General features: G+C 34.0%; 11 protein-coding genes. 8 read left to right on the top strand and 3 right to left on the bottom strand.

The genetic code is table 11. The features are described 5' to 3' along the window. The first annotated feature begins 133 nt into the window (after positions 1-133). Positions 134-2,008: a peptidase U32 family protein gene (locus tag ACJ6WR_RS06805; RefSeq protein WP_409417414.1), complete on the top strand. Its 1,875-nt coding sequence runs from the start codon at positions 134-136 to the stop codon at positions 2,006-2,008. A gap of 50 nt (positions 2,009-2,058) precedes the next feature. Here the strand turns inward: ACJ6WR_RS06805 and ACJ6WR_RS06810 are convergent, their stop codons facing one another. Further along, positions 2,059-2,838 (bottom strand): hypothetical protein, encoded by a 780-nt coding sequence (locus tag ACJ6WR_RS06810; protein ID WP_409417415.1) that lies wholly within the window; start codon positions 2,836-2,838, stop codon positions 2,059-2,061. Between the two features lie 1,389 nt (positions 2,839-4,227). Between ACJ6WR_RS06810 and ACJ6WR_RS06815 the strand changes: the two genes are divergently transcribed. Genes ACJ6WR_RS06815 through ACJ6WR_RS06830 form a run of 4 tightly spaced genes read left to right on the top strand, consistent with a single transcriptional unit; the run spans position 4,228 to position 6,865 of the window. Then, positions 4,228-4,731 (top strand): hypothetical protein, encoded by a 504-nt coding sequence (locus ACJ6WR_RS06815; protein ID WP_409417416.1) that lies wholly within the window; start codon positions 4,228-4,230, stop codon positions 4,729-4,731. A gap of 50 nt (positions 4,732-4,781) precedes the next feature. Next, a complete protein-coding gene (gene purT / locus ACJ6WR_RS06820) occupies positions 4,782-5,969 on the top strand; it encodes a formate-dependent phosphoribosylglycinamide formyltransferase (RefSeq protein WP_409417417.1) in 1,188 nt (395 codons plus the stop codon). Between the two features lie 3 nt (positions 5,970-5,972). After that, on the top strand, positions 5,973-6,290 hold the full coding sequence (locus ACJ6WR_RS06825; RefSeq protein WP_409417418.1) for a DUF6370 family protein: 318 nt from the start codon (positions 5,973-5,975) through the stop codon (positions 6,288-6,290). Further along, positions 6,290-6,865, top strand: a complete 576-nt coding sequence (locus ACJ6WR_RS06830) for a Crp/Fnr family transcriptional regulator (protein WP_039114761.1) — start codon at positions 6,290-6,292, stop codon at positions 6,863-6,865. Before ACJ6WR_RS06825 ends, ACJ6WR_RS06830 begins: the two co-directional genes overlap by 1 nt. A 114-nt stretch (positions 6,866-6,979) precedes the next feature. On the opposite strand, the gene aceA is transcribed toward ACJ6WR_RS06830, so the two are convergent. Both aceA and aceB read right to left on the bottom strand, forming a co-directional pair. After that, the gene (gene aceA, locus ACJ6WR_RS06835) at positions 6,980-8,260 is read right to left on the bottom strand and encodes an isocitrate lyase (RefSeq protein WP_409417419.1); all 1,281 of its coding nucleotides are present in this window, start codon (positions 8,258-8,260) and stop codon (positions 6,980-6,982) included. A 134-nt stretch (positions 8,261-8,394) separates the two neighbouring features. Next, positions 8,395-9,996: a malate synthase A gene (aceB, locus tag ACJ6WR_RS06840; RefSeq protein ID WP_409417420.1), complete on the bottom strand. Its 1,602-nt coding sequence runs from the start codon at positions 9,994-9,996 to the stop codon at positions 8,395-8,397. A 118-nt stretch (positions 9,997-10,114) separates the two neighbouring features. On the opposite strand from aceB, the gene ACJ6WR_RS06845 reads away from it, so the two are divergent. From ACJ6WR_RS06845 to ACJ6WR_RS06855, 3 genes are all read left to right on the top strand, one after another. Next, positions 10,115-11,596 (top strand): helix-turn-helix domain-containing protein, encoded by a 1,482-nt coding sequence (locus tag ACJ6WR_RS06845; protein WP_039114767.1) that lies wholly within the window; start codon positions 10,115-10,117, stop codon positions 11,594-11,596. A 478-nt stretch (positions 11,597-12,074) separates the two neighbouring features. Then, on the top strand, positions 12,075-12,797 hold the full coding sequence (locus ACJ6WR_RS06850) for a pirin family protein (protein ID WP_409417421.1): 723 nt from the start codon (positions 12,075-12,077) through the stop codon (positions 12,795-12,797). A 47-nt stretch (positions 12,798-12,844) separates the two neighbouring features. Next, positions 12,845-13,375, top strand: a complete 531-nt coding sequence (locus ACJ6WR_RS06855) for a YceI family protein (RefSeq protein ID WP_039118501.1) — start codon at positions 12,845-12,847, stop codon at positions 13,373-13,375. Positions 13,376-13,623 lie beyond the last annotated feature (248 nt).

Here is a 13,623-nt window from a genome sequence, read left to right on the forward strand (position 1 = left end):
ATTATCTAACTATTTAAAAAAAAGTCACTTCAGTATTAGCAAACTCAAATAATTTATAAGAACTTTGCAAACTTTTTTAGGCGAAAGCCAAAAAGCATAAAGTTTTAGAAATAAATAATTTATCATCAACTCGATGAAGAAAAAAATCGAAATATTAGCTCCTGCTAAAGATTTAATCGGAGGAATGGCAGCTATAAATAGTGGAGCCGATGCAGTTTATATTGGTGCACCACAATTTGGAGCACGTTCTAATGCCAACAATTCACTAGAAGATGTGGCTGCATTAGTAAAATATGCTCACTTATTTAATGCTCAGGTTTTTGTGGTAATGAATACCATTTTGTACGACAACGAACTAGAAACGTGTCGTCAAATGATTTATGAATTATACGATATTGGTGTAGATGCACTAATTATTCAGGATATGGCAATCATGGAGATGGAGTTACCTCCTATTGTACTACATGCCAGTACACAAGCTAATAATCGTGATGCTGATAAAATTAAGTTCCTAAAAGATGCCGGAATAAAACGTGTGGTTTTGGCCCGTGAATTGAATTTGCATCAAATTAAAACGATTTACGACGAAGCAGATGTTGAACTAGAGTTTTTCGTAACCGGAGCTTTATGTGTTTCTTTCAGTGGAAACTGTTATATGAGTGTGGCAAACGGAGAACGCAGCGCCAATCGTGGTTCTTGCGCTCAAAACTGTCGTTTACCTTATAACTTGATTGACGGAAACGGAGAAACTTTAATCAAAAACAGTCACTTACTGTCGATTAAAGATTTAGATATTTCAGACCAAATTCCGAATTTAATTGAAGCAGGAATCGTTTCTTTTAAAATCGAAGGACGACTAAAAGATGTTGTTTATGTTAAAAACAACGTGTCCTTTTTACGTCAAAAATTAGATAGTTTCTTAGAAGGTGAAGGAAATGATAAATACACTAAAGCTTCATCAGGAACTTGTACCTATACTTTTGATTCTTCTTTAAACAGAACTTTCAACCGTGGTTATACCGACTATTTTGTAAACGATAGAAATCATAGTATTGGATCTTGGGAAAGCCCAAAATCAAAAGGACAATATATTGGTAAATTAATCAGAACTGTTGGAAATGCTTACGAAATCGAAAATGGCGAATTGTTAAACAACGGTGACGGACTTTGCTTCATCAACGAAAATAACGAAGCCGACGGAATCTATGTAAACAAAGCCGAAAACGGTAAAATTTATCCAAACGTTTTAAAAGAAGTAAAAGACGGAACTTTTATCTACCGTAATAACGATGCCGCTTTCATCAAAATTGTAGAAAGAGAAGATAGTGCCGTACGTAAACTAAGCACCACTTTACTACTTACAGAAAACGAAACAGGTTTTGAATTAATAGCAACCGACGAAGACGGAAATGTTAGTATTGTTACTTTAGAACATTCTAAAGAACAAACCAAAACTGGTGAATCAATCGAAGAAAACATCAAAACACAATTGGCAAAAACAGGATTTACACCTTATACAGCCGATGAAATTAATGTCATGTTTACTCAAAACTGGTTCCTTCCTATTTCTAAAATCAACGAAATGCGAAGAACTGTTTACGATCAGTTAACCGAAATTCGTTTGGCAAATTACAAACGTGAAGAACACCAATTGGTAAAAACTTCACATCCGTATCCAGAAACCAAATTGGATTTCATGTACAACGTTTCGAACAAAACAGCTCGTAAATTCTACGAACGTCATGGCGTAACCGAAATCGAAAAAGCATTTGAATTACAATGGGATCCAGGAAAATCTCGTGTAATGACTACTAAATATTGCATCAAATACGAATTAAAAAAATGCCCAATACACCAAAAAGACATAATGGGTGTAAAAGTAAAAGAACCATTGGTATTAAAACAAGGTGAACTAGAATACAAACTAAAATTCAACTGTAAACCTTGCGAAATGGAAATTTGGGAGAAAGATGCCGAATTTGAAATCGAAGAAGACCACTTTCATTAAAAACACAAAAGCGATACTTTTTTAAAATAAAGTATCGCTTTTTTTATTGCTTATTTTTTCTTGGTAGTTTTTTTAGTTGTCTTTGGTTTTGTAGTTTTCGTAGTTTTTGGCTCAACTTTTGGCTCAATTTTAGGCTCTCTTTTTTTGTTATACAAATTTACAACAACCTCAATATCATAATACTTATATTCTTTATCTTCTATTTTCTTAGCAATTTCAGAATCATCACTAAAATAATAAACTCCATACTCTCTAAAAAAAGCATTGTATCCTGCAGAAAGAGCATTTGAACTTATAGAAACCAATACAGGATAATCTTCCTTACTCCTTTTCATGTAATGATTAACATCTTTAGAGACAACTTTCATTTTATTCTCTTTTATCTTCTCTTTAGTCTTTTCATCTTCAACCTTAACTTCTTTTATCCCGTATTCCTCACCTCCTAAATATAAAGATACATTTCCATTAATTATTTTACATATCCAGCTTTCATCAATAATCTTAAACTCCGTACCCTTTTTTTTGTACACTTTTGTTTTTGTCCATACAAAAACATAAGTCAGTTTTTTATTCTGGTCAAAAATCTGAATTGAATCTATGTCTTTACTTGCATACTTTTCATTTTCATCACCTACTTTAATTTTTACCTTTTTATCAGCAACCTCAGGAAATTTAACTACTCCACTAATTTTTTGTTTGTCTTTTTTAAAAACAATTGCATCAGCTTTTTGCTCTCCCATTCCCAAGTTAAATGTAATTCCTCCAGACTGAGAATGTACTAATGCCGACATTAATAAAGCACTTACTATTAAGTAAAATTTTACTTTCATTATTTTAAATTATAATTATTATTTGTAAGCCGGCAAATATATAAATATAGTATCGCTTTAAAGGAAGTTCCTTATTAGTCAAACAAGAAGTTATAACCATAATTATTAACAAATAATTACTCCATAAAAGACTTTAAATTTGGGCGTGACCACAAGGGTCGGGCTATTCGCTACAAGTCCTCGCACTTCCTTCGTCAGGCTGTGGGCTATCCGCTCCTATCCCTCACGCAAACCGTAAAACAAGAAATTTCACGTTTACAATTACACTTTCATTTCCATAATCTTATCATTTCTGAAATGACAAACTGTATACTTTCTTTATCTAAAAATTAAATTACCGATTAAATAAAAATCTGCGTGAAACCTTTGCGAACTTTGCGGTTAAATCAATACATCCTAAAAAATAAATTACAGATGCAGATTACGTAGACGCACTGCGGTGCGTCTCTACACAAATTGATTGTCAATAATTAAAACACAAAAAAAAACACATCTAGCTACACGTTCCAATTGTAGAGACGCACCGCAGTGCGTCTACACACAGTATTACGACACAGCTAACAATTAAATCTGCCGGATCTGCAAAATCTGCGTGAAACCTTTGCGAACCTTATTTTAACTTCCCATCAAAAAATTTGCTCTCTCCGCGTACACCTTTGCGAACTTTGCGGATAAATCAATACATACAAAAAAATAGATTATAGATGCAGATTACGTAGACGCACTGCGGTGCGTCTCTACACAAATTGAAACACATACAAAACACAATAGATTTACACATACAGATTGTAGAGACGCACCGCAGTGCGTCTACACACAGTATTACGACACAACAAACAATTAAATCAGCCGAATCTGTAAAATCTCCGCGAGAATAAATTCCATTTTTTTATCTTTACTCTCAAAACTAAACCCAAATGGCACTAAATAATAGCATAACAAAACATTCGATTATTGCTGGAATTTTTGTGTGTGCTATATTTCCGTTACTAATCTTCTCCGAAAGTTATTTTATTGACCTTTGTGTCAAAATATGTGATTTTGGTATTTTTTGGAATCCCATTTTCTGGGGAATTCTATTTCCATTATTCATCATTTTTCTATTTTGGAATACAGCTAAAAAAATAAGTCATTCATTAAACCAAATAACATATTTTCAAGCTTGCTCACAATTCTCATTTGCAGTAAGCATAAAAATCATAATAGCTCTTTTTATACTTTATATAATTGGACAGTTTGTTAATGGGATTTCTGTTGTATTACATTCCCAAATTTATGATCAAATTGTTTTTTCAATACTAATGATACTATTTTTATCATTTCTATTAATGATATTCACTTTTATTAGCAGTTTAGTAATTGTAAAACTTAATCAGAAAAACTCATAATTTGAGCAGCAACGACATATATTACAGAAGATGGATACGGTTAATAGGCGCCATTTCTACTTTCTTTGCTTTGATAAGTTTCTTTCCTGCTATAGGCGACATTTGTACTATTCTATATTATAACGACACTTATATTAACTACGATAAATATCAAAAGAAACATATTGTGATGGATTCTTTAGCATATTTTGCACCTGATCCTGAATCCAGAGTTGATGGTTACTCTAAAGATCTTGATAATTATAACACAATTATTTTACTCAATAAGTCCAGAAATGAAGAAAGTGTAACAGATTCAATAGGAAAAACTCATCTTTATGTATGGCATCGAAAAGGGATAGATTTTGCTTATCCGGCAAAAAAAGAAGACAAAACCCTTCCGGCAAGAAAAATCTTTTATCAAAAAGCAACAATTCCTTTCTTTTGGTTTTTCTCTATTCTAATTACTTTCATAATGCATAAAATCATAAAAAAAAGTAAACTTTTTAAAGGATTTGATCATTAGATTTTTTGAATTGGTAATGAACAAACAAGATTTAATCAAATTGACTATTTTTGTTTAGAACATCACAAAACTCCAAAATGAAAATACTACTCCTAGGTTCAGGCGAATTAGGCAAAGAATTTACCATCGCTGCACAACGCATCGGACAAACCATAATTGCTGTAGATAGTTACGAAAATGCTCCGGCAATGCAAGTTGCACACGGCTTTGAAGTAATCAATATGCTCGATGGCGAAGCCCTTGACAAAATCGTAGCCAAACACAAACCCGATTTTATAGTTCCAGAGATAGAAGCCATTCGTACCGAGCGATTTTACGATTACGAGAAACAAGGCATTACAGTAGTTCCATCTGCGAAAGCGGCAAACTACACCATGAATCGTAAAGCCATTCGTGATTTAGCAGCCAAAGAACTAGGACTTAAAACTGCCAAATATCAATATGCGACCTCAGCTTCAGCACTACAAAAAGCGGTTCAGGAAGTAGGAATGCCATGCGTTGTAAAACCTTTAATGTCTTCTTCAGGAAAAGGGCAATCGACTATAAAAACCCAAGATGACATCCTAAAAGCTTGGGATTATGCTGTAGCAGGTTCACGCGGAGATGTTATCGAGGTAATTGTAGAAGCGTTTATAAACTTCGATTCAGAGATTACACTTTTAACAATTACTCAAAATAATAATCCAACCTTATTTTGTGCACCAATAGGTCACCGCCAAGAACGTGGCGATTATCAGGAAAGTTGGCAACCCGCCCGAGTATCTGATAAAGACTTATACGAAGCCCAAGATATGGCCGAGAAAATAACCGAAGCTTTGGGAGGCGCAGGCCTTTTTGGAGTAGAATTTTTCTTAACCAACGAGGGAGTTTATTTCTCCGAACTTTCTCCTCGCCCACACGATACCGGAATGGTAACTTTAGCAGGAACACAAAACTTCAACGAATTTGAATTGCATTTACGTGCTATTTTAAGTTTGCCAATTTTCGAAATAACCTTAGAAAAAGCTGGAGCAAGCGCAGTAATTCTAGCCTCTGGAGAATCAAACAATCCAACTTATACCGGAATCGAAAAAGTTGCTGCATTACCTAAAACCGACTTCCGTATCTTTGGGAAACCAACTTCAAGACCTTACCGCCGTATGGGAGTTGTTTTATCAAACGACATTCTAGAAACACCGATTGAAGAAGTGGTCGAAAGAGCAAAAAAAACCGCACAATTAATAACTGTAATTTTATAAAAGATGAAAAAAATAGTATTCTTAGCATTTCTATTCTTAAGTATCACAATCAATGCACAAGACAAAAAAACCACCGAAAAACCTCAAATTGTAGAAACAGCTTGTGGAGAATGTCAATTTGGGATGAAAGGAAATAGCTGTGATTTAGCTGTTCGCATAGACGGAAAATCTTATTTCGTAGATGGAACTACTATAGACGAACATGGCGATGCACATGCAAAAGATGGTTTTTGTAATACAATCCGTAAAGCAGCAGTAACTGGAAAAATAGAAAACAACCGTTATAAAGTAACTACGTTTACATTGGTAAAAAGCAACTAATGGAATTAATTCTAGAAAACATTGCCAAACATGTTTCGCTAACTCCCGAAGAACAAGCTCATTTTTTATCCAAAACTGAAACCCGTTTCTACAAAGCCAAAACGATTTTATTAAACGCAGGAAATGTTTGTAAAGAATCTTATTTTATAAACTCAGGAATCATTCGAAGTTTTAATATCAATGACAATATTGTAGAACATGTATTGAGTTTTTCTTGTCAAGGATGGTGGATAAGCGATATGTATAGCCTTATTACTCAAAAACCAGGACAACTATTTATTGAAGTTGTAGAAGATGCCGAAGTTGTCGTTCTTAGCAAAGAAAACCAAGAACAACTGTATTTTGATATTCCAAAATTAGAACGCTTTTTCAGGATTTTAACCGAGAATTCATTGGTTGCCAATCAGCAACGCTTAATGGATAATCTAAGTTTATCTGCCGAAGAACGTTTTGAAAAATTCTGCGCCAAATATCCAACACTAATCCAGAAAGTACCTCAAAAACAAATTGCTTCTTTCATCGGCGTTACACCCGAGTTTTTTAGCAAAATGAAAGCAAGACTTTTAAAGAAATAGTTTTTATTTTACCATTAAGACATTAAGTTTTATTAAGGCCAAAGCTTAATTTTTCTTAATATCTTAATGGTTAAAATTTTAAAATCCTCTTAATATTGAACTAGTTTTATTGAATTAAAACTGCTCAACTTCAGTAGAATGCTTCATTGCAGTAGTTGTTGATTTACCTATCGTTACTGTATTTTGTACAGCATCAAAATAAGAAGTTCCTACGAAAGCCTGATGTTTTACAGCTCTAAATCCGCTACTTTGTAAAGCAAATTCTTTCTCCTGTAATTCAGAATATCCTGCCATTCCTCTTTCTTTATATGCTTTAGACAATTCAAACATACTTGTATTTAAAGCGTGGAAACCTGCCAACGTAATAAATTGGAATTTATATCCCATTGCAGCCAAGTCTTCTCTAAACGTTTCCATTTCGGCAACAGATAATTTAGCAGCCCAATTAAATGATGGAGAACAGTTATAAGCTAGCATTTTATCAGGAAATTGTTCACGCATAGCATCAGCAAACTTTTTAGCATATACCAAATCCGGATTACTGGTTTCCATCCAGATTAAATCAGCATAAGGCGCATAACTTAATCCCCTTGCAATCCCTTGATCGATTCCGCTATTTACATAAAAGAAACCTTCATTAGTTTTTTCGCCAGTAATAAACGGAGCATCTCTAGGATCTACATCACTCGTTAATAAATTAGCTGCATCAGCATCTGTTCTTGCCACAATAAGAGTTGGTGTTCCCATAACATCTGCCGCTAGTCTTGCTGCTACCAGTTTATTAATAGCTTCCTGAGTTGGTACTAAAACTTTCCCTCCAAGATGTCCACACTTTTTTGCAGAACTCAATTGATCTTCAAAATGAACTCCAGAAGCTCCAGACTCAATCATAGATTTCATCAATTCGAATGCATTTAAGTTTCCTCCAAAACCAGCTTCGGCATCAGCAACAATAGGCACTAAATAATCTTTTTTATCCTGAACCCCATTAACAACCTGAATTTGATCAGCTCTTAATAAAGCATTGTTTATTTTCTTAACCACCATAGGCACACTATTTACAGGATAAAGAGATTGATCAGGATACATTTCGCCAGCCAAATTAGCATCTGCAGCGACTTGCCATCCACTCAAATAAATAGCTTCTAAACCTGCATCAACTTCTTGTATCGCCTGATTACCGGTTAAAGCACCTAATCCTGCTACAAAATCCTGACTTTTAAGTTTTCTCCATAATTTTTGAGCGCCCATTTTGGCAATAGAATATTCTATTTCGTAAGAACCTTGTAAAGTAACCACCTCTGTTGCTGTGTATGGTCGCTCTACTCCTGCCCATCTTGGGTTTGTTAACCAATCGTTGATCAATTCCTGAATTCTGTCTTCTGTTGTTTTCATAGTATAGTTATTTGGGTTGTTAGTAAAGCATTTTATTAAATTAAAAATTGAGAATTAAAAATTAAAAATATTTTTTCACGCAGATTTAGCAGATAACGCAGATTTTTAATTTTTAATTCTCAATTTTTAATTCATTATAGATATTTGTAACATGGGATAGTAAGAAAGTTTTCAAAGTCGAGCGTTACAACCAACCTTTCTAGTACTTTTTCAGCCAAAGGAAACCAGCGTTTTTCATAGTTTTCTTCGCCCAATTCCTTTTTAATTTTACTGAATTCATCTAAAGCTAATTTGTGATAATAGGCAAGATTCAACTGCTTTCCATTATCCAAAACCACTTTGTTATACAACCATTGCCATAATTGAGATCTCGAAATCTCTGCTGTTGCCGCATCTTCCATTAAATTATGTATAGCCGCTGCACCTTGTCCGTTAAGCCAGGAAGCCAGATACAAAACCCCTACATTAATATTTTTTCGAACTCCTTCTTCTGTTATGGTACCATTTGGCACTTCAAGCAAATCTTGCTCGGTAATTGTAAGATGTGGCCTTACTATATGAATCTGATTTGGCGTTGGCATTCCTGCATCAAATATCTCTTTTGCTAATGAAACCAAATCTGGATGTGCTACCCAAGTTCCATCATGTCCATTACGTACTTCACGCTCTTTATCTGTTTTTACTTTCGCGAAAGCGATAGCATTGGCTTCATCATTATTCTTAATCGGAATTTGAGCTGCCATTCCTCCAATTGCGTGGATTCCTCTTTTGTGACATCTCTGAATTACCAAATTAGAATATGCTTTCATAAAAGGAGAAGTCATATTTACCTGATCTCTATCCGGAACTAAAAACGAAGGATGTTTGTGGAATTTTTTTATGTACGAAAAGATATAATCCCAACGACCACAATTAAGTCCAACGATGTGATTTTTTAATTCGAAAATAATTTCGTCCAACTGAAAACTTGCCGTTATCGTCTCTATAAGAACAGTTACTTTAATCGTTCCTTGAGGAATTCTTAAATAGTTCTGAGTAAATTCAATAACATTATTCCACCAACGCGCTTCTAGATAATGTTCTAATTTTGGAATATAGAAATAAGGTGCTGTTCCGTTTTCAAGTAATTTTTTATGATTATGAAAAACATACAAACCAAAATCTACCAATGATCCCGAAACTTCCTGACCTTCTACCAGAACATGTTTCTCATTAAGATGTATTCCTCTAGGTCGAACAATTAAAGTCGCGATATTTTCATTTAACTGATAGGTTTTATTTTTAACCTCATCGGTCAAACTGATAGTTTTATTTACAGCATCGATTAAGTTTACTTGTCCACTCATTAAATTTCCCCATGTTGGAGAAGTACTATCTTCAAAATCGGCCATGAATGTTTTCGCACCAGAATTAAGCGCATTGATAATCATTTTTCTATCAACTGGTCCTGTAATCTCTACTCTCCTATCCAATAAATCTTTAGGAATGGATTCTGCTGTCCAATTATCTTCTCTGACTAATTTAGTTTCAACTGGAAAAGTTGGCATGACGCCTTGATCAAATAAAATTTGTTTCTGCTCTCTCTGAAACAGTAATAGTTTACGTTGAGAATCAAATTTTCGATGCAATTCTGTTATAAAAGCTACTGCTTCATCTGTCCAGATAGCAGTATAAGAATTGTTTTTTTCGGCTAAAAACTCCATTGCCGTCTCTGTAATTTCCAATTGGTTTTTCATAGCTAATACATTTTATACGACAATGTTATAAAAAAGTTTAATACAAAACAAGCGAACGTTCGCTAAATATTAAAAATATTTTTTTGGCGATTATTTTTATAATGCGTATTTTTGAGTTATGGACATTGAAAAAGACTATATCAAGCTTATTTTCGGACTTAAATTAAAACAGGTTCGCACGCAAAAAAACCTTTCGTTATTTGGCTTAGCCAAACTCACGAACCTTTCTAAATCCTATTTGAACGAAATAGAAAAAGGAAAGAAATATCCGAAGACTGATAAGATTTTACTCTTGTGCGAAAATCTTGACATAAGTTACGATCAAATGGTTTCTTTGAAACTAGATAACAACTTAGCACCGATAGGTGAAATTTTAAAATCTGGTATTTTAAAAGAAATTCCGTTAGAGCTTTTTGGAATCCATGAAAACGATTTGATTGATATTATTGCTAATGCTCCTGCAAAAGTCAATGCCTTTATTAGTACTATAATAGAAATTGCACAACACTATAATTTAAGTCGGGAAAGTTTTTTCTTGGCATCCTTGCGTTCCTACCAAGAAGCACACACAAATTACTTTGAAGATTTAGAAAATAAAGTAGTTGCTTTCTCAAAATCATTCCAGATTAATCTTGAGAATCAAATTTCAACTTTGGAATTAAGTGCCATTCTAAAAGAAGAATACGGTTATACAATTAAAGAACTCTTCTTTAAAGATCAGGAAGCTTTGGGCGATTTACGATCTATTTATGTTCCTAAAAGCAAAACTTTATTACTCTCTAAAGAAATAGATGATCCGCAAAGAGCTTTTATATTAGCCAAAGAAATAGCTTATAACTACTTAGAAATAACCGACAGATTACTGACCTTCAGCTGGATAAAATTTGATAATTTTGATCAGGTCTTGCATAATTTTTACGCTTCCTATTTTGCCGGAGCATTATTACTACCTAGAAAATTATTAATAGATGACATTAATCTTTTCTTAACCAAAGAGCATCCAAGACCCGAAGAGTTTGTTGCTTTAATCGAAAAATTTAATGTTTCGCCTGAATCATTTTACCAGAGATTAACCAATCTTTTGCCAAAGGATTTTCATTTAAAGAATTTATTCTTCCTGAGAATGTCCCATCATATAGGCTCGGGAACATATCAAATAAAAAAAGAACTTCATATTACCAATCAGCAAGAACCTCATGCCAATGAAATGAATGAGCATTATTGCCGCCGATGGGTTTCTATTAAAACAATTGACGAAGCGATTAAACAAAACAAAGCACATTTCTTTGACGCTCAAATTTCGAGTTATGAGAATAGCGGAAACGAATATTTGGTTTTTTCATCGGCTACCAAAGATCCTTTTGTAGAAAACTGCATCCGAAGTATTTCGGTTGGAATTTTGATTACTCCAGCCATGAAAAAGAAATTCAAATTTATAGAAGCTAAACCAGTCGTAAAACAAATAGTTGGTGTTACTTGCGAAACTTGCGCTGTAAAAAACTGCTTAGAAAGAGCCTCGCCTCCAACACAACTTGAAAACAAAAAACGCCACGAAAACACCGATTTAGTGGTACAACAGTATATAGCGAAATATAGTTAAATTAGATTTCTAGACTTCTTAAGCACTAGACTTCTTAGATTTTCACACAATCTTATCTTCTCGTTTTCACACAATCTTGTCTTCTCGACGAAGGAGAGATCTCCGCGAGAAACTCGACAAAGATTAGCAATATTGCAAGCATAGAATGGATAAAAAACCGTCCAACGTAAGTAGCTCGGCAAGGATTGGGAATATTACTTTGTGACCCTTCAATTTCGCTCAGAATGACAATGTTGCGGTTAGCTTGTATCTGTTTTATACGATAAAATAAGTCTTTGTTTCTTTATCACTCAGAACCTTAGAGCCTCAGCAACTCAGTCCCGAAACTTCGGGATTGCCTCTTTGTCCCTTTGTCCCTCTGAACCTCAAAAAAAACCTTTGAACCTCAAAAAAAGTCATTTCTTAATCTAGGTTAAGTGCTCTCCCTTTCCTTTGGTTGTAAATTTGCCCTATCAAATAACAACAAACACAAACAATCATGGAAAATATAGTAATACACAAAGCCGAAACTCGTGGAAATGCAAACCACGGTTGGTTAAATGCATATCACAGTTTTAGTTTCGCAACCTATTACGATTCAGAGCGCATACAATTTGGAGCACTTCGCGTTTTAAACGACGATACTATTGCAGCAGGAATGGGTTTTGGTACGCATCCTCACGATAATATGGAGATTATTACCATTCCGCTAGAAGGAGATTTAGCTCATAAAGACAGCATGGGAAATACCGAAATCATTAAACATGGAGATATCCAGGTAATGAGTGCCGGAACAGGGATTCAACATAGTGAGTTTAATCCAAACGCAGATAAACAAACTAAATTATTACAGATTTGGTTGTTCCCAAACAAACGCAATGTAACTCCTCGTTACCAACAAATTTCTTTAAAAACAGAAGACAGACATAATAAATTACAACAAGTATTATCTCCGAATCCTGATGATGCTGGAGTTTGGATTCATCAAGACGCTTGGTTTCATATGGGAAGTTTTGACGCTGGAACCACAACAGAATATTCGGTTAAAAAAGAAGGAAACGGTTTATATGCTTTTATTTTAAAAGGAAACGTAACCATCAACGGACAAGAATTAAATACTCGTGATGCTATAGGAATCAAAGATTTTAAAACAGCAACTATTACAGCAAATACCGATACGGAATTTTTATTAATGGAAATTCCGATGCAAGTAAATTATTAATTCAACATTATATAAAACTATTATTTAATAAATAAAAACAAAAAATTATGGCAACTACAAAATGGGCAATTGACCCAACACACTCAGAAATTGGATTTAAAGTAAAACACATGATGTTTACTAATGTTTCAGGTAAATTTAATGACTATGAAGCTACTATTGCAAGCAATGAGAATAACTTTGAGAACGCTGCTATTACTTTTTCTGCAGACATCAAATCTATTGATACTGGAAACACAGATAGAGACAATCATTTAAGAAGTGCTGATTTCTTTGATATAGAAAACAGTCCAAAAATGACTTTTAAATCTACCGCTTTTACAAAAATAGACGATGGTAATTATGAACTTACTGGTAATTTAGACATCAGAGGTGTTGAAAAACAAGTTAAACTTCCGGTAGAATTTAGCGGAATCATGACTGACCCATGGGGAAACACAAAAGTTGGTTTGAATATTACAGGAAAAATCAATCGTAAAGATTGGGGATTAAACTGGAACTCAGCATTAGAAGCAGGTGGAGTTTTAGTAAGCGATGATGTTCGTTTGAACATCGAATTGCAATTTGCAAAACAATAATTACCCCTACATAAATTTTAGTATTTAATTTGGTTAAAACCCTATGCTTTGAAAGAAGTATAGGGTTTTGTTTTTTTGTGTTTTCTAAACAACACCGAATGTTTGCGGGGCTTCTCCCGTCCCGAAGTTTCGGGATCGGGACGCTCAGCCTGACAACCGTTTTTACCTTACATCTAGCTTATCGCATCTCTCATCTCATCTTACTTCTAACATCTTACTTCTAACATCTTACTTCTAACATCTTACTT

The organism is Flavobacterium sp. PS2, from assembly GCF_046250155.1.
In the GTDB taxonomy this organism is placed as follows: Bacteria; Bacteroidota; Bacteroidia; order Flavobacteriales; family Flavobacteriaceae; genus Flavobacterium.

What these genes read in the sequence shown, in the direction of transcription:
- ACJ6WR_RS06805 (WP_409417414.1), top strand. Translation starts at nt 134, where the DNA reads ATGAAGAAAAAAATCGAAATATTAGCTCCTGCTAAAGATTTAATCGGA.
- ACJ6WR_RS06810 (WP_409417415.1), bottom strand. Translation starts at nt 2,838, where the DNA reads ATGAAAGTAAAATTTTACTTAATAGTAAGTGCTTTATTAATGTCGGCA.
- ACJ6WR_RS06825 (WP_409417418.1), top strand. Translation starts at nt 5,973, where the DNA reads ATGAAAAAAATAGTATTCTTAGCATTTCTATTCTTAAGTATCACAATC.
- ACJ6WR_RS06830 (WP_039114761.1), top strand. Translation starts at nt 6,290, where the DNA reads ATGGAATTAATTCTAGAAAACATTGCCAAACATGTTTCGCTAACTCCC.
- aceA (WP_409417419.1), bottom strand. Translation starts at nt 8,260, where the DNA reads ATGAAAACAACAGAAGACAGAATTCAGGAATTGATCAACGATTGGTTA.
- aceB (WP_409417420.1), bottom strand. Translation starts at nt 9,996, where the DNA reads ATGAAAAACCAATTGGAAATTACAGAGACGGCAATGGAGTTTTTAGCC.
- ACJ6WR_RS06845 (WP_039114767.1), top strand. Translation starts at nt 10,115, where the DNA reads ATGGACATTGAAAAAGACTATATCAAGCTTATTTTCGGACTTAAATTA.
- ACJ6WR_RS06850 (WP_409417421.1), top strand. Translation starts at nt 12,075, where the DNA reads ATGGAAAATATAGTAATACACAAAGCCGAAACTCGTGGAAATGCAAAC.
- ACJ6WR_RS06855 (WP_039118501.1), top strand. Translation starts at nt 12,845, where the DNA reads ATGGCAACTACAAAATGGGCAATTGACCCAACACACTCAGAAATTGGA.